This is a genomic window from Xanthomonas massiliensis (genome assembly GCF_900018785.1).
GTDB lineage: Bacteria > Pseudomonadota > Gammaproteobacteria > Xanthomonadales > Xanthomonadaceae > Xanthomonas_B > Xanthomonas_B massiliensis.
Map to the genome: position 1 here is coordinate 572,733 of NZ_FCOY01000007.1, position 19,575 is coordinate 592,307.

General features: G+C 72.3%; 21 protein-coding genes and 1 pseudogene. 7 read left to right on the forward strand and 15 right to left on the reverse strand.

The window, feature by feature from the left end:
• Positions 1–83 precede the first annotated feature (83 nt).
• Both rsmA and BN3794_RS12690 read left to right on the forward strand, forming a co-directional pair.
• Positions 84–884: a 16S rRNA (adenine(1518)-N(6)/adenine(1519)-N(6))-dimethyltransferase RsmA gene (rsmA, locus tag BN3794_RS12685; RefSeq protein WP_066097778.1), complete on the forward strand. Its 801-nt coding sequence runs from the start codon at positions 84–86 to the stop codon at positions 882–884.
• A 129-nt stretch (positions 885–1,013) separates the two neighbouring features.
• Entirely contained in the window at positions 1,014–1,925 is a 912-nt protein-coding gene (locus tag BN3794_RS12690) for a symmetrical bis(5'-nucleosyl)-tetraphosphatase (protein WP_066097780.1), read from the forward strand.
• Between the two features lie 18 nt (positions 1,926–1,943).
• Here BN3794_RS12690 and BN3794_RS12695 read toward each other — a convergent pair whose 3' ends face one another.
• The 9 genes and pseudogenes from BN3794_RS12695 to BN3794_RS12735 form a co-directional block, all read right to left on the reverse strand.
• The gene (locus BN3794_RS12695) at positions 1,944–2,447 is read right to left on the reverse strand and encodes a dihydrofolate reductase (RefSeq protein WP_066097781.1); all 504 of its coding nucleotides are present in this window, start codon (positions 2,445–2,447) and stop codon (positions 1,944–1,946) included.
• The gene (locus BN3794_RS12700; RefSeq protein ID WP_066097783.1) at positions 2,444–2,959 is read right to left on the reverse strand and encodes a hypothetical protein; all 516 of its coding nucleotides are present in this window, start codon (positions 2,957–2,959) and stop codon (positions 2,444–2,446) included. Before BN3794_RS12700 ends, BN3794_RS12695 begins: the two co-directional genes overlap by 4 nt.
• The gene (locus BN3794_RS12705; protein WP_066097785.1) at positions 2,956–3,750 is read right to left on the reverse strand and encodes a thymidylate synthase; all 795 of its coding nucleotides are present in this window, start codon (positions 3,748–3,750) and stop codon (positions 2,956–2,958) included. Before BN3794_RS12705 ends, BN3794_RS12700 begins: the two co-directional genes overlap by 4 nt.
• Positions 3,747–4,655, reverse strand: coding sequence for a prolipoprotein diacylglyceryl transferase (lgt, locus tag BN3794_RS12710; RefSeq protein ID WP_066097787.1), 909 nt, complete (start codon positions 4,653–4,655; stop codon positions 3,747–3,749). Before lgt ends, BN3794_RS12705 begins: the two co-directional genes overlap by 4 nt.
• A 73-nt stretch (positions 4,656–4,728) precedes the next feature.
• Positions 4,729–5,220, reverse strand: coding sequence for a TPM domain-containing protein (locus tag BN3794_RS12715; RefSeq protein WP_078059748.1), 492 nt, complete (start codon positions 5,218–5,220; stop codon positions 4,729–4,731).
• Positions 5,220–6,090, reverse strand: a pseudogene (locus BN3794_RS12720) (TPM domain-containing protein). The gene BN3794_RS12715 and the pseudogene BN3794_RS12720 overlap by 1 nt, the downstream one beginning before the upstream one ends.
• Before the next feature lie 31 nt (positions 6,091–6,121).
• A complete protein-coding gene (locus BN3794_RS12725; RefSeq protein ID WP_066097791.1) occupies positions 6,122–6,745 on the reverse strand; it encodes a LemA family protein in 624 nt (207 codons plus the stop codon).
• An 81-nt stretch (positions 6,746–6,826) separates the two neighbouring features.
• Positions 6,827–7,573 (reverse strand): TerC family protein, encoded by a 747-nt coding sequence (locus BN3794_RS12730; protein WP_066097793.1) that lies wholly within the window; start codon positions 7,571–7,573, stop codon positions 6,827–6,829.
• Positions 7,574–7,615: 42 nt separating this feature from the next.
• Positions 7,616–7,996 (reverse strand): diacylglycerol kinase, encoded by a 381-nt coding sequence (locus BN3794_RS12735; protein WP_066097795.1) that lies wholly within the window; start codon positions 7,994–7,996, stop codon positions 7,616–7,618.
• A gap of 147 nt (positions 7,997–8,143) precedes the next feature.
• Between BN3794_RS12735 and BN3794_RS12740 the strand changes: the two genes are divergently transcribed.
• Together BN3794_RS12740 and BN3794_RS12745 are read left to right on the forward strand one after the other, a co-directional pair.
• Entirely contained in the window at positions 8,144–8,842 is a 699-nt protein-coding gene (locus BN3794_RS12740; RefSeq protein WP_066097797.1) for an SGNH/GDSL hydrolase family protein, read from the forward strand.
• A 58-nt stretch (positions 8,843–8,900) separates the two neighbouring features.
• A complete protein-coding gene (locus BN3794_RS12745; RefSeq protein ID WP_066097799.1) occupies positions 8,901–9,377 on the forward strand; it encodes a VOC family protein in 477 nt (158 codons plus the stop codon).
• 21 nt (positions 9,378–9,398) lie between these two features.
• Here BN3794_RS12745 and BN3794_RS12750 read toward each other — a convergent pair whose 3' ends face one another.
• From BN3794_RS12750 to BN3794_RS12770, 5 genes are all read right to left on the reverse strand, one after another.
• Positions 9,399–10,640, reverse strand: coding sequence for an ABC transporter permease (locus BN3794_RS12750; RefSeq protein ID WP_066097801.1), 1,242 nt, complete (start codon positions 10,638–10,640; stop codon positions 9,399–9,401).
• Positions 10,637–11,347 carry an ABC transporter ATP-binding protein gene (locus BN3794_RS12755; protein WP_201455275.1) on the reverse strand — a complete coding sequence of 237 codons (711 nt, stop codon included), beginning with the start codon at positions 11,345–11,347 and terminating at the stop codon, positions 10,637–10,639. Before BN3794_RS12755 ends, BN3794_RS12750 begins: the two co-directional genes overlap by 4 nt.
• On the reverse strand, positions 11,344–12,897 hold the full coding sequence (locus BN3794_RS12760) for an efflux RND transporter periplasmic adaptor subunit (RefSeq protein ID WP_078059749.1): 1,554 nt from the start codon (positions 12,895–12,897) through the stop codon (positions 11,344–11,346). The genes BN3794_RS12755 and BN3794_RS12760 overlap by 4 nt, the downstream gene beginning before the upstream one ends.
• Before the next feature lie 246 nt (positions 12,898–13,143).
• A complete protein-coding gene (locus BN3794_RS12765; RefSeq protein ID WP_066097805.1) occupies positions 13,144–13,857 on the reverse strand; it encodes a response regulator transcription factor in 714 nt (237 codons plus the stop codon).
• Between the two features lie 69 nt (positions 13,858–13,926).
• Complete coding sequence (locus BN3794_RS12770; RefSeq protein ID WP_236493285.1) at positions 13,927–14,496, reverse strand: arylesterase; 570 nt, start codon at positions 14,494–14,496, stop codon at positions 13,927–13,929.
• Between the two features lie 190 nt (positions 14,497–14,686).
• Here BN3794_RS12770 and BN3794_RS12775 point away from each other — a divergent pair, with 190 nt between their 5' ends.
• The 3 genes from BN3794_RS12775 (at position 14,687) to BN3794_RS12785 (ending at position 18,311) form a co-directional block, all read left to right on the forward strand.
• Positions 14,687–15,295 carry an ABC transporter ATP-binding protein gene (locus BN3794_RS12775; RefSeq protein ID WP_078059819.1) on the forward strand — a complete coding sequence of 203 codons (609 nt, stop codon included), beginning with the start codon at positions 14,687–14,689 and terminating at the stop codon, positions 15,293–15,295.
• The gene (locus BN3794_RS12780) at positions 15,292–17,772 is read left to right on the forward strand and encodes an ABC transporter permease (protein WP_066097808.1); all 2,481 of its coding nucleotides are present in this window, start codon (positions 15,292–15,294) and stop codon (positions 17,770–17,772) included. The genes BN3794_RS12775 and BN3794_RS12780 overlap by 4 nt, the downstream gene beginning before the upstream one ends.
• Before the next feature lie 185 nt (positions 17,773–17,957).
• A complete protein-coding gene (locus BN3794_RS12785) occupies positions 17,958–18,311 on the forward strand; it encodes a DMT family protein (protein WP_066097810.1) in 354 nt (117 codons plus the stop codon).
• A gap of 138 nt (positions 18,312–18,449) precedes the next feature.
• Here BN3794_RS12785 and BN3794_RS12790 read toward each other — a convergent pair whose 3' ends face one another.
• Positions 18,450–19,367, reverse strand: a complete 918-nt coding sequence (locus BN3794_RS12790) for a DUF6607 family protein (RefSeq protein ID WP_147675768.1) — start codon at positions 19,365–19,367, stop codon at positions 18,450–18,452.
• Positions 19,368–19,575: the final 208 nt, after the last annotated feature.

Here is a 19,575-nt window from a genome sequence, read left to right on the forward strand (position 1 = left end):
GACCTCCTTGCCGGGGCCCCTGGCCGTGACATCGCAGCATTTCCCGGCCCGGGCAGGACCGGGGCAGCCTGTAGAATGCCGCGATGACTTCCGCTCCCGCCGGCTTCACCGCGCCCGCCAAGAAGGCCCTGGGCCAGCATTTCCTGGCCGATCGCCACTACATCGACCGCATCGTGCAGGCGATCGACCCCAGGCCGGGCGACACCGTGGTGGAAATCGGGCCGGGCCAGGGCGCCATCACCCTGCCGCTGCTGCGCCGCTACCCGCAGCTGACCGTGATCGAGTTCGACCGCGACCTGGTCGGGCCGCTGGCCGCCGCCGCCGCGCCGCTGGGCGAGCTCGACATCGTCCACCGCGACGTGCTGTCGGTGGACTTCACCGCCCTGGCCGCCGGGCGCCGCCTGCGCCTGGCCGGCAACCTGCCCTACAACATCTCCTCGCCGATCCTGTTCCACGCGCTCGACCACGCGGCGGTGATCCAGGACATGGTGTTCATGCTGCAGAAGGAGGTGGTGGACCGCATGGCCGCCGCCCCCGGCAGCAAGGTCTATGGCCGGCTCAGCGTGATGCTGCAGGCCTGGTGCGAGGTCACGCCGCTGTTCGTCGTGCCGCCGGGCGCGTTCCGGCCGCCGCCGAAGGTCGATTCGGCGGTGGTGCGCCTGGTGCCGCGCGTGCCGGCGCAGGTCGGCATCGACGATCCGGCGCGCTTCGCCCGGCTGGTCAAGGCCGCCTTCGGCCAGCGCCGCAAGACCCTGCGCAATGCCCTCAGGGACGTGTGCGACGCCGCCACGATCGAATCGGCGGGCATCCGCCCGGACGCCCGTGCCGAACAGCTGGCGGTGGCCGACTTCATCCGCCTGGCGAACCTGCCGCCGGCTTCCTGACACCCACCCGGCGCGGCATCTGGGCGCAGGCGCGTCCTGGCCCTAAACTGTGTGCATGAACGAGCTGCACGCCCGGACCGCCATGGCCGCCCCCCCTCGCCTGGTCCGGCCCATCCGGGAGGCCCGCCGATGAGCGTGTGGGCCATCGGCGACCTGCAGGGGTGCTACGACGTCACCCAGCGGCTGCTGGAAAAGATCCGCTTCGACCCGGCCGCCGACCGTCTGTGGTTCTGCGGCGACCTGGTCAACCGCGGCGGCCAGTCGCTGGAAACCCTGCGCCTGGTGCACTCGCTGCGCGAGCACTGCGAGGTGGTGCTGGGCAACCACGACCTGTCGCTGCTGGCCGTCGGCGCGCGCAGCGAGGAGGAGCAGCGCAAGGTCAACGCCGACCTGCTGCGCGTGGTCACCGCCCCCGACCGCGACGATCTGCTGGACTGGCTGCGCCTGCGCCCACTGGTGCAGGTGGACCGCGAGCTGGGCTGGATGATGGTGCACGCCGGCCTGGCGCCGAAGTGGACCACGCAGCTGGCCGAGAAGTACGCGCGCGAGGTCGAGCAGGTCCTGCACGGCAACAACTACCGCAAGCTGCTGCGCAACATGTACGGCGACAAGCCGGTCTGGTCGCCGTCGCTGACCGGCCACGACCGCCTGCGCGCGATCATCAACTTCTTCACCCGGATGCGCTACTGCACCCCGCGCGGGCGCATCGGCATGGAGGACAAGGGCACCCCCGGCACCCAGGCGCAGGGCCTGTACCCGTGGTACGAGGTGCCCGGCCGGGTCGAGCGCGACCTCAAGCTGGTGTTCGGGCACTGGTCCGCGCTCGGCCTGACCATCACCCAGGGCGTGCACGGCATCGACACCGGCGCGGTCTGGGGCGGCAAGCTCACCGCGCTGCAACTGGACAGCGAGGACCTGCATGTCGTGCAGGTACCCGGCCTGGACGTGCCGGCACCACCGCCGCAGGCCCGACCGCCGCGCCGGCGCCCGCAACGGCGCAAGCAGGGCGGCAAGCCCGCGGCGGCGACCAGCGGCGACTGAGGCGCCGCCCCAGGCGGCTCAGGCCGGCACGCGCCGGTGCAGCTCGACGAAGGCGAAGGCAAACGGATGGCGGGCATCGGCCGGATGCGCGCTGCGCGACGTCGCCTGCCACTGCCCGGCGGGCAATGGCGGGAAGAACGCGTCCGCGTCGGCCAGGATCGTGTCCACGCAGGTCAGGTGCAGTACCTCCGCCCGCGGCAACAGCAACGCGTAGACCTCGCCGCCGCCGATCACCCACAGCTCTCCGGCCCCGGCCGCGGCGGCCCGGGCGATGGCCGCCTCGGGCGAGGCCAGCGCCTCCATGCCGGCGAACGGCGCGCTGCCGGAACGGCTCAGCACCAGGTTCAGCCGCCCCGGCAGCGCGCGTCCGAGCGATTGCGCGGTCTTGCGCCCCATCAGCACCGGCTTGCCCAGGGTCAGCGCCTTGAAGTGCTTCAGGTCGTCCGGCAGGTGCCAGGGCAGAGCGTTGTCGCGGCCGATGGCGTGGCGGCGGTCCATCGCCGCGATCATCGACAGCCTCATCGCGATGCCCCGGCGTCGGCCCAGGCCGCCAGCAGCGGCGCCACATCCTCGCGCCCGGCCCAGCGATCGGGCAGGTACAGGTGGCGGCCGTCACGCCCGGCCACATAGACGAAACGACCGCGCCACACCCGCACGACGTCGCCGCGCGCCTGCAGGCGCACGCCCTCCTCGTCGCCGGCGCCGAACACCAGCACGCCGTCGCGCAGTTCCAGCACCAGGTCCGGCATCGCCGCCTGGCCGGCCAGCGCGCGCCGCCGCCAGCGCCGGAACTCCACCACGGGCATGCCCGCCAGCACCGCGGCCAGCAGCACCAGCACCGCCACCGGCGCGGCCAGCAGCGGGCGCGCCGCCGGTTGCCACAGCAGGCAGGCGAGCCCGGCCCCGGCCAGCAGCAGCGCCGCCAGCAGCGGCCAGCGCTGGCGGCTGCGGAACGCCAGCCACTGCAGGTAGTGCCCGCGCAGGTAGGCCATGTCGCGCCGCAGGCGCACCGGCCCGGCCGCGGCCGCGCTCACACCGCCACCGGCGCCTTGATCGGCGGATGCGGGTCGTAGCCTTCGATGGCGATGTCGTCGTAGCGGAAGCCGAACACGTCCTTCACCGCCGGATTGAGCCTGAGCCGCGGCAGGGCACGGGGCGTGCGCGCGAGCTGCTCGCGCGCCTGCTCGACGTGGTTGGAATACAGGTGCGCGTCGCCGAGCGTGTGCACGAAATCGCCCACGCCCAGGCCGGTGGCCTGGGCCACCATGTGGGTCAGCAGCGCGTAGCTGGCGATGTTGAACGGCACGCCCAGGAAGATATCGCCGCTGCGCTGGTACAGCTGGCAGCTGAGCTTGCCGTCCACCACGTAGAACTGGAACAGCGCATGGCAGGGCATCAGCGCCATCGCCGGCAGGTCGCCGACGTTCCACGCGCTGACCACCAGCCGGCGCGAGTCGGGATTGCGCCGGATCTCCTCGACCACCCACCTGATCTGGTCGATCTCGCTGCCGTCGGCCGCCTGCCAGCGCCGCCACTGCTTGCCGTACACCGGGCCGAGCTCGCCGTCCGCGTCGGCCCACTCGTCCCAGATGCTGACCTTGTTGTCCTTCAGGTAGGCGATGTTGGTCTCGCCCTTCAGGAACCACAGCAGCTCGTGGATGATCGAGCGCAGGTGCAGCTTCTTGGTGGTGACCAGCGGGAAGCCTGCGTTGAGGTCGAAGCGCATCTGCCAGCCGAACACGCTGCGCGTGCCGGTGCCGGTGCGGTCGGACTTCTCGGTGCCGTGCTCGAGCACGTGCTGGAGCAACTGCAGGTACTGCTTCATGGCCTGGCCTCCGCCGGCGGCGGCACCGGCTGCAGGATGGGGGCGCGGCGCGAGAGCGCCAGCAGCACCAGGCCGAGGACGACCAGCGGCAGGCTCAGCACCTGGCCGCGGGTCAGCCAGCCGAAGGCCACGTAGACGCCGTTGTCGGGCATGCGCACGAACTCGATGCAGAAGCGGAAGATGCCGTACAGCAGCGCGAACAGGCCGGAGACCGCATAGCGCCGGCGCGGCTTCATCGAGAACGTCCACAGCACCGCGAACATCACCACGCCTTCCAGGAAGGCCTCGTAGAGCTGGGAGGGATGGCGCGCGTAGCGATCCAGCAGGCCGGCGGCGTACTGCTGGTGGATCTGCGCGGCCGACAGCAGCTGTTCCATGGCCGGCTGGCCGGCGGGCACGTCCGACAGCGGCGCGCGCGGGAAGATCACGCCCCAGCCGGCTCCGGTGAACTTGCCCCACAACTCGCCGCCGACGAAGTTGCCGACCCGGCCCAGCCCCAGGCCCAGCGGCACCAGCGGGGCGACGAAATCGACCACGTCGAAGAAGTGCTGGCCGTGCCGGCGCGTCCACCACGCCACCGCCACCAGTACGCCGACCAGGCCGCCGTGGAAGCTCATCCCGCCTTCCCAGACCTTGAACAGGACCAGCGGGTTGTGCAGGAAATCGCCCAGCGCATAGAACAGCATGTAGCCGATGCGCCCGCCCAGCACCACGCCGAGCATCGAATAGAACAGCAGGTCGGAGAAGCCGTCCTGGGTCACGCCCGGCAGGCGCCCGGCCCGTACCCGCAGCCGCCCCAGCCACCAGGCGGTGACGAAGGCCAGCAGGTACATCAGGCCGTACCAATGCACCTGGACCGGACCGAGCGAGAAGGCGATGGGATCGATCTGGTGCAGGTAGATCATGGGCGCAGCGGGAACCCGCAGGGGAGAGGCCGCCTATTCTGCCATCCGCGTCCGCGCACCGGCCGAACCGCGTTCAACCGAGCAGTTGCGGCCGGTCCGGCAGGGCGTCGCGCGGATGGCCCTCTTCCGGCGGCGGGAAGTGCTCGGCCAGCAGCGCCGAGACCGCGGCCACGCCGTCCAGCGCGGCCTGCTCGGCCTGCCCCTGGCGCAGCAGCGCCTCCATGTGCCGGCAGATCGCCTGCCAGCGCGCCGCCTCCACCCGCGTTGCGGCGCCGCGGTCGGCCACGATCTCGATGGCGTGGTCGGCCAGCAGCAGGTAGATCAGCACGCCGTTGTTGTGCTCGGTGTCCCAGGTGCCCAGCCGGGCAAAGGCCTGCAGCGCGCGTTCGCGCGGGGTGGTCCGGCGCCACAGCGCCGACGGCGGCAGGTCCTGCTCGATGGCCAGCATCACCTGGCCGCCGTGGGTCCGCTCGCCGGCGGCGATCGCCGCGGCGATGCGGTCCATGGCCGCCGGCGGGAACAGCCTGCGGGCCGAAGGCGAGAACACATGGCGCCACCAGCGCATCACCAGCTCCCCGAGGCGCCGCCGCCTCCGCTGCTGCCACCGCCGCCGGACCAGCCACCACCCCCACCGCAAGCCCCCCCAGCCGCCGCGGTTGACGAAGTTGCCCAGCGAGATGCCGAGCAGGCCGTAGAACAGGCCGAACACGGCGGCGAGCCCGGCCACCGGCAGCAGCGAGGAGAACAGCCAGGCGACGACGCCGGCCGCCCCGCCGGTGAACAGGCTGCGCAGCGGCCGCGGGGCGCGGCCGAAGATGCCGCGCACGACGCTGGCGGCGATGAAGGCGGCGAACAGGGCGAAGATCCAGTCCGGGCTGCGATCGCCCTGGCGGGCCGGGTTGCTGGCGACCGGTGCCGGCAACGCCTCCTCGCCATCGACCAGCTTGACCAGCACCGCGGTGGCGTCGACGACGCCGCCGGCATAGTCGCCCTGGCGGAAGTGCGGGACCAGGTATTCCTGGATCACGCGGTTGGCGATGGCGTCGGGGATCGCCCCCTCCAGCCCGTAGCCGGGCTGGATGCGCACGCGGCGGTCGTCCTTGGCCACCACCAGCAGCACGCCGTCGTCCACGCCCTTGCGCCCCAGCTTCCACTGGTCGTAGACGCGCTGGGTGTACTGCTCGATGGTCTCCGGCTGGGTGCTGGGCACGATCAGCACCTGCAGCTGGCTGCCCTTGCGCTGCTGCAGGTCCTGCGCCTGCTGCACCAGCTGCTGCTTCTGCGCCGCATCGAGGGTGCCGGTGGTGTCCACCACTGGCGAGTCGAGCGCGGGGATCGCCGCCAGCGACTGCGCCAGCGCGGCCAGCGGCAGCACGGCCAGCAGCAGCGCCAGCAGCCCCCACTGGCGCCGACGCGACGCGCGCACGGGACTCATGCCCTCGCCCGGGAGGCCATCGCCACGGGGCTCAGTTCGTCGGTGCCGGCTGCGGCGCCGCCGGCTGCGGGGCCGGGCTGCCGAAATCGACCGTCGGCGCCTGCGAGACCTGGGCCTCGTTGGCGACGCTGAAGTTCGGCTTCTCCTTGGCGCCGGTGACTTTGGCGGTGAGCACCTGCGGGAACTGGCGGATGTAGGTGTTGTAGTCCTGCACCGACTGGATGTAGCGGCCGCGCGCCACGGTGATGCGGTTCTCGGTGCCCTCCAGCTGCGCCTGCAGGTCGCGGAAGGACTGGTCGGCCTTCAGCTGCGGGTAGTTCTCGCTGACCACCAGCAGCCGCTGCAGCGCGCTGCCGAGCTCGCCCTGCGCCTGCTGGAACTGCTGCAGCGAGCCGGCATCCTCGGCGTTGACCTGGATCTGGCCCACGCGCGAGCGCGCCTCGGTGACCTGGGTCAGCACCTGCTGCTCGTGCTGGGCGTAGCCCTTGACCGTGTTGACCAGGTTGGGGATCAGGTCGTAGCGGCGCTGGTACTGGTTGAGGACTTCCGACCAGGCCGCCTTGGTCGCCTCGTCCTTCTGCTGGATGGTGTTGTAGCCGCAGCCGCCCAGCAGCGAGGCGAGCAGGACGAGGATCAGGGAACGCGACAGGCGCATGGCGTGACTCCGCACGTGGATACCGGCGGCAAGCATGCCACGGGGCGGGTCACGTTGGCACTCACGCCACGCGGCGGGGCGTCATTGCTCCGGCCCGGCGATGCCGCGCGCCTCGGCGCGACGGCGCATCAGCAGGTTGAGCACCTCCACCAGCACCGAGAAGCCCATCGCCGTGTAGATGTAGGCCTTGGCGACGTGAATGTCGAAGCCATCCAGCACCAGCACCACGCCGATCAGCAGGATGAAGGCCAGCGCCAGCATCTTCACCGTCGGGTTGTGGTCGATGAATTCGCCCAGCGGGTTGGCGGCCAGCAGCATCACCGCCACCGCCAGCAGGATCGCGGCGACCATCACCGGGATGTGGTCGGCGATGCCGACCGCGGTGATCACCGAGTCCAGCGAGAACACGATGTCCATCACCGCGATCTGCGCGATCACCAGGCCGAACACCGCGGTGGTGCGGCCGGCGCCGGGATCGGCCTCCTCGCCGCCATTGATCAGCTCGCGGATCTCGCTCACGCCCTTCACCAGCAGGAAGCCGCCGCCGACGATCAGCACCAGGTCGCGCACCGAGATGCCCATCGCGCCGATGTGGAACAGGTCGCGCTGCATGTGCGCCAGGTAGGCCAGCGACACCAGCAGCGCGATGCGCGTGCAGCAGGCCACGGCGATGCCCAGGCGCCGCGCCAGCGGCCGGCGCGGCTCGGGCAGCTTGCTCACCGCGATCGAGATGAACACCAGGTTGTCCACGCCCAGCACGATCTCCAGTGCCGACAGGGTGAACAGGGTGATCCAGACTTGGGGATCGGCCAGGAATTCAAGGGACATCGCGGTTGTGGACCTCGCAAAGGGAAAGGGGGGAGCGCACGGTCACAGCCGGGGCGCGACCACGATCAGCCCCCAGCACAGCGCCACGTTGAGCAGCAGCACGAACACCGCGGCCGAGCCCATGTCCTTGGCGCGGCCGGCCAGCTCGTTCCATTCGGCGCCGTAGCGCTCGATCAGTGCCTCGATGGCGGAATTGACCAGTTCCATGGCCAGCACCAGCAGCACCGGGCCGGCCAGCAGCACCTTCTCCACCGGACCGTGCCCCAGCCACAGGCCCAGCGGGACCAGCACCACCGCCAGGCACGCCTCCAGGCGGAAGGAGGATTCGTGCCGCCAGGCCGCGCGCAGGCCCTGCCACGACCAGCGCGTGGCCATCAGCAGGCGTTGCGGGCCGCGCGGGAGATTGCCGATCTTGTCAGCCATGCCGGCCCCCGCAGGCGCAGGCGCCGACCAGACGGCCGGGAGGATTCATCGCGGGGACGAAGGAGGCGTGGAGTGCGCATTTTGCCATATCGGCCCGTTCCACGCCCCGCGCTACCATTTCGGCCCTGCCCAACGCGTATCGCCGCCATGTCCCGGTTCCTGCTGCTGCTCGCCTGCCTGCTCGTGCTGCCCGCCGGCGCCGCCGTGCCGCTACCGGATCCCACCCAGGTCTCCAACGGCGGCTGGGAGGCGGACATGCAGCGCTTCGCCGCGCTCGACGCCGCCACGCCGCCACCGCGGCATGCGCTGCTGTTCGTCGGCAGCTCCTCGATCCGGTTCTGGGACACGCTGGCCACCGACTTCCCGGACTGGCCGGTGATCAACCGCGGCTTCGGCGGCTCGCAGGTACGCGACGCCACCGCATACGCCGGCCGCATCGTGGTGCCCTACCGCCCGCGCGCGATCGTGTTCTACGCCGGCGACAACGACATCGAGGCCGGCCGCAGCCCGGAGCAGGTGCGCGATGACGTGCATGCCTTCGTGGTGCGCGTGCGCCGCGACCTGCCGCGGGTGCCGGTGTTCTACCTGTCGATCAAGCCGAGCCCGTCGCGGCAGGCGCTGTGGCCGCGGATGGCGCAGGCCAACGCGCTGGTGCGCGCCGACCTGGAACGGCTGGACGACGTGCACTACGTGGACGTGGCCACGCCGATGCTCGGTGCCGACGGCCTGCCGCGGCCGGCGCTGTTCCGCGCCGACCGGCTGCACATGCAGCCCGCCGGCTACGCGCTGTGGACCCGGGCCCTGGCGCCGGCGCTGCATGCACGGCTGGACGCGGCCGCCCGCTGACGCGACCGTAACCCCGGCGGTGCTATCCCCGGTGCCGACAGCCACCGAGGAGGACGCCATGACCGCCACGCCGCGCCCGGTACCCGAGGGCTTCCACAGCATCACGCCCTACCTGGTCGTCGACGGCGCCGCCGCCGCGATCGACTTCTACCGCGAGGCCTTCGGCGCCGAGGAGCTGATGCGCCTGCCGATGGGCGAGAAGCTCGGCCATGCCGAGATCCGCATCGGCGACAGCATCGTCATGCTGTCCGACGAATGGCCGGAGATGGAGCTGCTCGCGCCCCCGCACCGCGGCGGCGCCACCTCCAGCTGCGTGCTCTACGTGGCCGACGTCGATGCCGCCTTCGCCCGCGCGCTGCAGGCCGGCGCCCGCGCCGAGCGCGCGGTGGAGACCCAGTTCTGGGGCGATCGCACCGGCACCGTGGTCGATCCGTTCGGCCACCGCTGGTCGCTGGCCACGCACGTGGAGGACGTGCCGGACGACGAGATGCGCCAGCGCATGCAGGCCTGGAGCGCGGCCGCCGAGGTCAGCTGACCCCGGCGCGCCGCGCCCGGCTCACTGCTGGCGCAGCGCCTCGATCGGGTCGAGCTGGCTGGCCTTGCGCGCCGGGTAGTAGCCGAAGAACAGGCCGGTGGCCACCGAGAAGCCGGCCGCCAGCGACACCACCTTCCAGTTCAGCGCCACCGGCAGCGATCCGAACCGGCTGGCCAGCAGCGCGCCGGCCACACCGATGGCGATGCCGATGGCGCCGCCGCCCAGCGAGATCAGCATCGCCTCGGCCAGGAACTGGCGGCGGATGTCGCCCGGGCCGGCGCCCACGGCCATGCGCAGGCCGATCTCGCGGATGCGCTCGGTCACCGACACCAGCATGATGTTCATGATGCCGATGCCGCCGACGATCAGCGAGATCGTCGCCACCGCCCCGAGCAGCCAGGACATCAGCCGCGTGGTCTCGTTGCGGGTGGAGACGATCTGGGCGATGTTGCGCACGCTGAAGTCGTCCTCGGCGCCGGGCTTGATGCGGTGGCGCTGGCGCAGCAGCGATTCCACCTCGCCCTGCACGTAGTCCAGGTCCTTGGCGTCGGCCACGGTCAGGCTGACCTGCATCACCGCCCCCGGCGGCAATCCGGCGATGCCCATCAGGCGCCCGCGCCCGGTCTCCAGCGGCACCAGGACCACGTCGTCCTGGTCCTGGCCGAAGCTGCCCGGCCCCTTGGGCTTGAGCGTGCCGACCACCTCGAACGGCACCCGCCCCAGGCGTACCGTCTGGCCGACGCCGCTGTCGTCGCCGAACAGGGTCTTGCGCACGGTGTCGCCGAGCACGACCTTCTTGGCCGCCGTGCCGTAGTCCTGGGTGTCGAAGCCCTGGCCCTGGTCCAGCGTCCAGCTGTTGATGGCGAAGAAGTCCGGCTGCACGCCCTGCCAGCTGGTGGAGGCGTTGTTCTCGGCATACACGGCCTGCACGCTGCCGCGCAGCAGCCCGGCCACGTACTGCACCTCCGGGATCTGCTCGCGGATCGCCGCCACGTCGCCCTCGCGCAGGGTGAAGAAGCTGGCCGCGCTCTGCCGCGCGCCGCCGCCGCCCGGCCCGCGCCCGGCACCGGGCATGATGTCCAGGCGCTGCGCGCCGAGGCCGGACATCTGCTTGTCGATCTGCGCCTGGGTGCCCTGCCCGACCGAGACCATCACGATCACCGCGGCGATGCCGATGATCACGCCCAGCGAGGTCAGCGCGCTGCGCATCCAGTTGCCGCGCAGCGAGTACAGCGCGGTGCGCAGGATGTCGGCGAAGGTCATGGCGTCGCCTCCTGCAGGTGGAGCCGGCCGTCGTGCATCACGTAGGTGCGGTCGGCATGGGCGGCCACGCCCGGGTCGTGGGTGATCAGCACCACCGTATGGCCGGCATCGCGCAGCCGCTTGAACAGCGCCAGGATCTCCTCGCCGGTGCGGCTGTCGAGCGCGCCGGTGGGCTCGTCGGCGAGCAGGATCGGCGGGTCGTTGATCAGCGCGCGGGCGATGGCCACGCGCTGCTGCTGGCCGCCGGACAGCTCGCTGGGGCGATGGCGGGCGCGCTCGCCCAGGCCGACCGCCTGCAACGCGCGCTGCGCGCGCTCGGCGCGCTCGGCCACCGGCACCCGCGCGTAGGACAGCGGCATGGCCACGTTCTCCAGCGCATCCATCCTCGGCAGCAGGTTGAAACCCTGGAACACGAAGCCGATCTTGTCGCGGCGCAGCGCCGCCAGCTGCTCGGCGTCGAGCGTGGCCACGTCCACGCCGTCGCACAGGTAGATGCCGGCGGTGGGCGTGTCCAGGCAGCCGATCAGGTTCATCAGCGTCGACTTGCCCGAGCCGGACGGGCCCATGATGGCGACGAAGTCGCCGCGGCCGATGTCCAGGTCCACGCCGTCGAGCGCGACCACCTCGGCCTGGCTGCCGGGCGAATACACCTTCTCCAGGCCACGGGTATGGATCACCGCCGCGGCCGCGCGGGCGGCCATGCTCATCGCGCCGCCCGCTCGCCGGTGACCAGCAGGTCGCCGGCCTTCAGGCCGCCGCCGGCGATCTCGGTGCTGCTGCCGTCGCTGGCCCCGACCCGCACCGTCACCGGCCGCGGCTTGCCGCCCACCAGCCGGTACACGGCCACCCGGCGCGCATTGACCAGGGCCGCCAGCGCCGCATCCCAGCGTTGCTGGCGATCGGCGTCGAGGCTGGCGCGGAAGGGCGCGAAGTCCTGCTTGATGCGCTCGGCCATGCGCTGGCGGATCTGCGCCTGCAGGTCGCCGCCGCTCCCACCGGCGCGCGGCGCCGGTCCCATGCCCGGCGGCGGCATGGCCGCACCGGTACCGGCACCGGCCGCGGCGGCCGGGCGCCGCGCCTGCTGGCGTTCGCGCATGGCGGCGAGCGCGGTATCGAAGGCCGCCTGCTGCTCGGCGGACAGGTCCAGCCCGGCCGCGGCCTGGGCCAGGTCGTCGCCGAGGCCGCCACCGCCCTCGCCCTGCGGCGGGCGCGGCGCCGGCGCGGCACCGGCCGGCGCTGCCGCGGTGCTGGCCTCGGCCGGCTTGTAGCGCAGCGCGGCGCTGGCCACCTTGAGCACGTCGCGGCGCTCGCTGACGGCGATCTCGGCATTGACCGTCAGCCCCGGCAGCAGGGTGCCGTCGCTGTTGTCCACGGTGACCACCACCGGGTAGGTCACCACGTTGTTGGTGGTGGTGGCCGACAGCCGCACCTGCTCGACCGTGCCCTGGAAGCGCCGCTCCGGGAACGCGTCGGCGGTGAAGCTCACCGACTGGCCGGCCTTGACCTGGCCGATGTCCGACTCGTCCACCGCCAGCTCGATCTTCATCTTCGACAGGTCTTCGGCGATGGTGAACAGCTCCGGCGACTGCAGGCTGGCGGCCACGGTCTGGCCGGGCTCGATGCTGCGGGTGAGCACCACCCCGTCCACCGGCGCGCGGATCACGGTGCGCTCCAGGTTGATCTCGGTGGCGTGGGTGGAGGCGAGCTGCTGGACGATCTGCGCCTGCGCCGAGTTCACCGCCGCGCGCGCCTGGTCCAGCGCGGCGCGGGCCAGGTCGACGTCGCTGCGCGCGACAAGCTTCTGCTCGCCCAGCTCGGCCTTGCGGGTGTAGTCCAGCTCGGCGTTCTTCAGCGTGGCCTGGGCGTTGGCCAGGGTCGCGCGCGCGGCGGCCACCAGCGCGTCGCCCTGGCGGATCTGCGCCTGGTAGGTGCTCGGGTCGATGCGGGCGATGACCTGGTCCTTCTTCACCGGGTCGTTGTAGTCCACCAGCACGTCGGTCACCTGGCCGGAGATCTGGCTGCCGACGGTGACGGTGGAGATCGCGCTCAGCGTGCCGGTGGCCGAGATCGCCACGCGGATGTCGCCGCGCTCCACCGGTGCGGTGCGCCAGCCATCGGCTGCGGCGCTGCCGCGCTGGTGCCACGCATACCCGCCCGCGGCGGCGACGACGAGCACCGCCAGCACGGCCAGCGCCCAGCGCCAGCGGGAGGAACGGGAAGGAGCACGGACGGGACCACGGGGAGAAGGCTGGGACATGGCGGATCGCGTGGAGGGGATGCCTGCCACCAACGCCCGGGCGCGCCCGGCGTTGACACGAAGCGCCGGAAACCCCGGAGGCGGCCGGCCACCGGATGGCGCCGCGGGCCGCCTCCCGCGCTATTGCGCCGACGCCGTGCCGTCCCGCCGGCTGCCCCGGCCGCCCGGTTGCCCACACCCGGCAGAAACGGCCGAGGCCCCGGGCGTTGCATGCCCGGGGCCTCGGTGCGGCTTCCGCGTTCGACCTCAGCCGGCCGGCTGGGCGATGTCGGCGATGCGGTAGCCGGCGCTCTGCACGGTGTGCAGCAGCGGCCGGTCGAACGGCTTGTCGATGATCTTGCGCAGGTTGTACAGGTGGCTGCGCAGGGTGTCCGAATCGGGCAGGCCGTTGCCCCAGATCTCGCGCTCGATCTCCTGACGGCTGACCACCCGCGGCGATTCGCGCATCAGGATGGTGAGCAGCTTCAGCCCGATCGGCGAGAGCTGCAGCTCGGTGCCGGCGCGGGTGACGCGCATGCTGACCGGGTCGAGCACCAGGTCGGCCACCTTGAGCACCTCGGCCCCGACCTGGCGGCGCTCGCGGCGGATCAGCGCGCGCAGGCGCGCCTCCAGTTCCTGGATGGCGAACGGCTTGGTCAGGTAGTCGTCCGCGCCCTGGCCCAGGCCGGTGAGCTTGTCGTCCAGGGTGTCGCGGGCGGTGAGCATCAGCACCGGCGTGGACTTGCGCGCCTCGTTGCGCAGCCGGCGGCAGACCTCGATGCCGTCCAGGCGCGGCAGCATCAGGTCCAGGATGATCACGTCGTAGCTGTTCTCGGCGGCGAGCCGGTAGCCGTCCAGGCCATCGAGCGCGTAATCCACCTCGAAACCGCGTCCTTCCAGGTATTCGCCGATCAGCTCGGAGATGTTGCGGTTGTCTTCAACGATCAGGACAAGGCCCGACGTTTCCTTCGTCTGACGCATGGGATGCCTCTGTCTTCAGCTTTGTGAAAGATGCCGGGTCCGGCATCTACATGGCGTGAAGACCGGGCGTCACAGCAACGGACGCAGCCGCGGCCAGACGTTGTCCAGCACCCGCGGCTGGCCGGCGGCGGTGGGATGCAGGCCATCGGCCTGCATCAGGCCGGGCTGCAGCGCCACACCCTCCAGCAGGAACGGCACCAGCGCCACCTTCTCGCTGCGCGCCAGGCCGGCATAGACCGCGGCCAGGCGCTGGCGGTAGGCCGGCCCGTAGTTGGGCGGCACGTCGATGCCCAGCAGCAGCACCCGGGCGCCGGCCTGGCGGCTGAGCGCGATCATCCGTTGCAGGTTGGCCCGCAACTGCGCCGGGGCCAGCCCGCGCAGCGCATCGTTGCCGCCCAGCTCGATCACCACCACCGCGGGACGGTGCCTTGCCAGCAGTCCCGGCAGCCGGGTCAGCGCGCCGGCCGAGGTCTCGCCGCTGATGCTGGCGTTGACTACCGTCGGCGGCGACTTCATCTCCTTCTTCAGGCGCAGGTCGAGCAGGTTGACCCAGCCGCTGGCAACGGGGATGTTGTGGGCGGCACTGAGACTGTCGCCGACCACCAGGATCGGCCCGTTGCGACCGCCCGGCGCGGCCATGGCCAGCGGCGCCAGGCAGGCCAGCAGCACCAGCAGCGCCACGCGCCAGATTCCCGTTCCCTGCATGCGGAGGCTCCCCATCGATACCGTGGATACGACATCCTTCCCCGCCGCCGCGGTGGCCGTCGCCGCCGAAGGCGTCGGCAAGTCGGTCAGCGGCCCGGAAGGCACGCTGCACATTCTTCAGGACGTGCACTTGACCGTCGGTGAAGGCGACAGCGTGGCCATCGTCGGCGCCTCCGGCTCGGGCAAGACCACCCTGCTCGGCCTGCTCGCCGGGCTGGACCTGCCCAGTACCGGGCGCGTGGTGCTGGCCGGCACCGACCTGAACACCATCGACGAGGAAGCGCGTGCGGCCCTGCGCGCGCGCCTGGTCGGCTTCGTGTTCCAGGGCTTCCACCTGCTGCCGGCGCTGACCGCCGAGGAGAACGTGGCACTGCCGCTGGAGCTGGCCGGGCGCGAGGATCCGGCACGGGTGCGCGAAGTGCTCGACGCGGTCGGGCTCGGCAATCGCGCCCGCCACTACCCGCGCACGCTTTCCGGCGGCGAGCAGCAGCGCGTGGCCATCGCCCGCGCCTTCGTCGCGCGCCCGCGCATCCTGTTCGCCGACGAGCCCACCGGCGCGCTCGACCAGACCACCGGCGACCAGGTCAGCGACCTGCTGTTCGCGCTCAACGCGCAGGCCGGCACCACCCTGGTACTGGTCACCCACGACATGCGCCTGGCGCGCCGTTGCCGCCACGTCTACCGCATCGACCACGGCCACCTGCAGGCGCACGCGATGGACGGGACGGCATGAACGTGCTGCGCCTGGCCGCGCGTTCGCTGCGGCGCGAGTTCGGTGCCGGCGACCTGCTGACCGTGTTCGCCGCGCTGGTGCTGGGCGTGGCGGTGATGACCGCGGTGGGCACGCTGGTAGGCCGGGTCTCGCTGGCCCTGCGCAGCAGCACCGCCGAGGTCATGGGCGGCGACCTCGGCCTGGCCGGGCGCACCGATATCCCCGGGTCCTTCGCCGCCGAGGCGCACCGGCGCGGGCTGCGCAGCCTGCGCATGGTCAGCTTCCCCAGCGTACTGTTCCACGGCGAGGCCAGCCAGATGGCCACGGTCAAGGCGGTCGGCGAGGGCTATCCGCTGCGCGGCCAGCTGCTGGTCGCCGGCGGCGCCACCGCCGCGGCGCACGCGGCGGGCACGCCGCCGCCGGGCCAGGCCTGGGTCGATCCGCGCCTGCTCGACGGACTCGGCCTGAAGGTCGGCGACGAGATGGATTTCGGCGCCGGCACGCTGAAGGTGGCCGGCCTGATCCGCAGCGAGCCGGACGCGGCCGACGGCTTCCTGCAGCTGTCCCCGCCGGTGATCGTCAACCGCGCCGACGTGGACGCGCAGGGCCTGCTCGGCCCCGGCAGCCGCGCTGCCTACCGGCTGATGTTCGCCGGCGATCCGGCCGCCGTGGCCGCCATGCGCGAATGGCTGGCACCGCGCAGCCGCGGCTTCCGCCCGGTGGGCCTGGACAACGGCCAGCGCGGCCTGCAGAGCACCTTCGACCGCGCCGGCCGCTTCCTGTCGCTGTCGGCGCTGCTGGCGGTGCTGCTGGCCGGCGTGGCCACCGCCCTGGCCGCCAACCGTTTCGCGCTGCGCCGGATCGACGCGGTGGCCGTGCTGCGCTGCCTGGGCGCACGCCAGCGCGACATCCTGGCGATGCTGGCGCTGGAACTGGTGCTGCTGGCGATCCCGGCCTGCGCGCTCGGCGTGGCGCTGGGCATGGCCGCGCAGGAAGGCCTGGTGGCGGTGCTGGGTTCGCTGGTGCCCGGCCAGCTGCCGTTGCCGCAGGCCGCCCCGGCGCTGGCCGGGGCCGGCATCGGCCTGGTGCTGCTGCTCGGCTTCGCCCTGCCGCCGCTGCTGCGCCTGCGCGGGGTGCCGCCGATGCGCGTGCTCAACCGCAGCTATGCCCGCATGCCGCCGGTGTCGATGCTGGCCTACCTGGCCGCGCTTGCGGCCACCCTGGCCCTGGCGATCCAGGCCGCCGGCGACGTGCTGCTGGCGTTGTGGGTGCTGGGCGGGCTGGCGGTGCTGGCGGCGCTGGCCGGCGGCGTCGGGGCGCTGCTGCTGGCGCTGGTGCGCGGCGTGCAGCACCGCCTGCGCGGCCCGTGGAAGCTGGGCCTGGCCGCGCTCGGCCGGCGCCGCGCGCTGAGCGTGGTGCAACTGGTCGGGCTGGCGCTGTCGCTGTGCGCGCTGCTGTTGCTGGCGGTGGTCGGCCCGGGCCTGCTCGGCCAGTGGCGGGCGCGCCTGCCGGCCGACACGCCCAATTACTTCCTGCTCAACATCCAGCCCGACCAGACCGATGCGGTGGTGGCCGCGCTGCACGGGCTGGGGGTGGCCGACGCGGACGTGGAGCCGTTCGGCACCGGCCGCCTGCTGGCCATCAACGGCCAGCCGCCACGCCGTACGGACGGCGGCGGCGATGGCGAGGAGGACGACGCCGACCGCCCGGTCAACTTCTCCTGGCGCCACACCTTCCCCGCGGCCAACACGCTGGTCGCCGGGCGCTTCTGGGAGGCCGCCAGCCACGCGCCGGAAGCCTCGGTCGAGCAGGGCTGGGCCGAGCGCTACGGGGTGGGGCTGGGCGATCGCATCCGCCTGTCGCTGGGCGACGAACAGCGCGAGTTCACCGTGACCTCGCTGCGCAAGGCCGAGTGGGATTCGTTCCGGGTCAACTTCTTCGTGCTGCTCAATGCCGGCGCGGTGGGCGATGCGCCCTACAACCTGATCTCCAGCTTCCACCTGCCGCCGGCACGCGTCTCCGGCCTGGCCGCGACCCTGCGCCAGTTCCCCAACGTCTCGCTGCTGGATATCGACGCGATCCTGCAGCGCGTGCGCGAAGTGGTGGACCGGGTCGGCCAGGCGATCGGCGCGGTCATGACCTTCAGCCTGCTCGCCGGTGCGCTGGTCCTGCTGGCGGCATTGCAGGCCACCGCCGGCGAGCGCCGCTACGACACCGCGGTGCTGCGCACCCTGGGCGCGCGCAGCGGCCAGTTGCGCGCGGCGGTGCTGGTGGAGTTCGGCATGCTCGGCGGGCTGGCCGCGCTGCTGGCCGTCGCCGCCGCCGCCGGCATCGGCGCGCTGGTCTCGCGCCGGGCCTTCGACCTGGCCGCCGCCCCGCCCTGGCCCGGCCTGCTGGCCGGCGCCGCGGTCGGCATCGCGCTGAGCATGCTGGCCGGCTGGTGGGGGACGCGGCGCATCCTCCGGGTACCGCCGGCGGTGGCATTGCGCGAGGAATGAGCCCGGCGCGAGGCCGTCGCCGGGACGGCGGCCTCGCCCGTGCCGCGCCTGGCGGCGGATCCGGCGAGCGCGCGCACGCCCGGCGCGGCCCCGTTCCCCGGCGCGTCGCGTCGCGCCATACTTTCCCCCGCGCGTCGCATCGCGCCATCCTTTCCCGCCTTCAACGATTCCCCGCCGGGACCGCCATGCCTGCCCTGCCCTTCACCGCGTATCTCTATCCGGTGCTGCTGCTGATCGCCAGCAACGTGTTCATGACCTTCGCCTGGTACGGGCACCTGAAGTACCGCAGTGCGCCACTGGTGGCGGTGATCCTGGCCAGCTGGGGCATTGCCTTCTTCGAGTACTGCCTGCAGGTGCCGGGCAACCGGATGGGCAGCGCAGTCTATTCGGCGCCGCAGCTCAAGGGCATCCAGGAGGTGATCACGCTGCTGGTGTTCGCCGGGTTCTCGGCGCTGTACCTGGGCCAGCCGCTGAAGTGGAACCACTGGGCGGCGTTCGCGCTGATCCTGGTCGCGGCGCTGCTGATGTTCAAGGAATAGCCATCGCCGCGGCGGGGACCGGCAAGGGCGGCGTCCTTGCGGATGCCGCCCTGCCGGATTCGCCCTCGCGCCGCCGGGACAGTCCGGCTGGCGGCGTGCGCATACCCGCGCGTTACGTGGTATCCGTGCCGGCGGCGATCAGGGCGCGGCCGGCGCCGGCTCCACCCACTGCGCGAACAGCGCGTCGATCTGGGCATCGTCGACCGGCTTGCCGGCCTGGACGTCCTCGGCCTGGGTGAACAGCGGCATGATCAGCGCCATGCCGTCGATCTTGGTCTTCAGGTGCACGCCCGGCGGCGTGTCCAGGTAGGCGGCCCAGCGCTGGCGTACCCGCGCCCAGTAGCCCGAGGTCGCCTTCCAGTAGGCATAGGCCGGCGCGAAATCGACTTCCCTGGTGCGCACGTAGTCGTTGAAGCCGAACTCGCGGGCGATGCTTTCCTGGCTGCCGTCGGGCTTGCGCAGCACCTTGGTGTTGAACTGCTCGTGGGTCCATCCGCCGGGCGTCAGGGTGTGGCGGTTGACCACCGCCAGCGCGTTGTAGTCGCTGCGCCGGGTGTACTCGCGGCGCGGCAGCGGACGCCAGCTCAGGTCGCTGGTCCAGGTCGGATGGCCGTCGCTGTAGTCCCAGCGGCCGGTGCCGCAGTAGCGCGGCGCATCGCTGACCTCGAACACGCACTGGGTCCAGGCGCCGTGCGTCTGCGCAGCGGGGATCTCGCGCACGCGCCAGGTCTGGCCGGCGGTGTACTCGAAGCGGCGCGGGGCCTCGTAGGTCCAGTCCTGGCGCCAGTGCTTGGTCACGTAGCCGCTCTTGGGATCGACCAGCAGGTGCTGCAGGACGATCTTGGTGGGCGTGTCCTCGACCACCACCACCGTCTCGCTGCCGGCGCTGTGCTCGGCGGGCGCGCGCTCGTAGCCGGGCTTGAGCAGCACGGTCTCGTCGAAGGTGAAGTCGACGTCGTACTCGCCCTGCATGGAGAGGATGGTCTGGCGGTCGCGTGCCGGGTCGGCCGGCTGTGCCAGGGCGGTGCCGGCCAGCAGCAGCAACGTGCCGGCCATGAGGGCTGCCGTGAATCTCGGGGTCGCTTTCATGGGATCAGGGGATCTTCAGTTGGGAAATCCGGCATCCGGGGCTGGCCACGGGCACCTGGCATCGTGCAACGCCTGCGCAGGCGGCATCGCCCGCAGCGCGGACAAGGCGCGCCTGCGGTCGACACCGGCACGTGCACAAGGCCCGTACCGCCCGGCATTCCGGACCAGAACAGGA

Bases quoted from the DNA above. Each gene is read 5' to 3' on its own strand.
- BN3794_RS12745 (WP_066097799.1), top strand. From the start codon at position 8,901: ATGACCGCCACGCCGCGCCCGGTACCCGAGGGCTTCCACAGCATCACG.
- BN3794_RS12790 (WP_147675768.1), bottom strand. From the start codon at position 19,367: ATGGCCGGCACGTTGCTGCTGCTGGCCGGCACCGCCCTGGCACAGCCG.
- BN3794_RS12715 (WP_078059748.1), bottom strand. From the start codon at position 5,220: ATGCGCTGGTGGCGCCATGTGTTCTCGCCTTCGGCCCGCAGGCTGTTC.
- BN3794_RS12740 (WP_066097797.1), top strand. From the start codon at position 8,144: ATGTCCCGGTTCCTGCTGCTGCTCGCCTGCCTGCTCGTGCTGCCCGCC.
- BN3794_RS12755 (WP_201455275.1), bottom strand. From the start codon at position 11,347: ATGAGCATGGCCGCCCGCGCGGCCGCGGCGGTGATCCATACCCGTGGC.
- BN3794_RS12780 (WP_066097808.1), top strand. From the start codon at position 15,292: ATGAACGTGCTGCGCCTGGCCGCGCGTTCGCTGCGGCGCGAGTTCGGT.
- lgt (WP_066097787.1), bottom strand. From the start codon at position 4,655: ATGATCTACCTGCACCAGATCGATCCCATCGCCTTCTCGCTCGGTCCG.
- BN3794_RS12770 (WP_236493285.1), bottom strand. From the start codon at position 14,496: ATGGCCGCGCCGGGCGGTCGCAACGGGCCGATCCTGGTGGTCGGCGAC.
- BN3794_RS12730 (WP_066097793.1), bottom strand. From the start codon at position 7,573: ATGTCCCTTGAATTCCTGGCCGATCCCCAAGTCTGGATCACCCTGTTC.
- rsmA (WP_066097778.1), top strand. From the start codon at position 84: ATGACTTCCGCTCCCGCCGGCTTCACCGCGCCCGCCAAGAAGGCCCTG.
- BN3794_RS12765 (WP_066097805.1), bottom strand. From the start codon at position 13,857: ATGCGTCAGACGAAGGAAACGTCGGGCCTTGTCCTGATCGTTGAAGAC.
- BN3794_RS12735 (WP_066097795.1), bottom strand. From the start codon at position 7,996: ATGGCTGACAAGATCGGCAATCTCCCGCGCGGCCCGCAACGCCTGCTG.
- BN3794_RS12785 (WP_066097810.1), top strand. From the start codon at position 17,958: ATGCCTGCCCTGCCCTTCACCGCGTATCTCTATCCGGTGCTGCTGCTG.
- BN3794_RS12725 (WP_066097791.1), bottom strand. From the start codon at position 6,745: ATGCGCCTGTCGCGTTCCCTGATCCTCGTCCTGCTCGCCTCGCTGCTG.
- BN3794_RS12760 (WP_078059749.1), bottom strand. From the start codon at position 12,897: ATGTCCCAGCCTTCTCCCCGTGGTCCCGTCCGTGCTCCTTCCCGTTCC.
- BN3794_RS12695 (WP_066097781.1), bottom strand. From the start codon at position 2,447: ATGAGGCTGTCGATGATCGCGGCGATGGACCGCCGCCACGCCATCGGC.
- BN3794_RS12705 (WP_066097785.1), bottom strand. From the start codon at position 3,750: ATGAAGCAGTACCTGCAGTTGCTCCAGCACGTGCTCGAGCACGGCACC.
- BN3794_RS12750 (WP_066097801.1), bottom strand. From the start codon at position 10,640: ATGACCTTCGCCGACATCCTGCGCACCGCGCTGTACTCGCTGCGCGGC.
- BN3794_RS12690 (WP_066097780.1), top strand. From the start codon at position 1,014: ATGAGCGTGTGGGCCATCGGCGACCTGCAGGGGTGCTACGACGTCACC.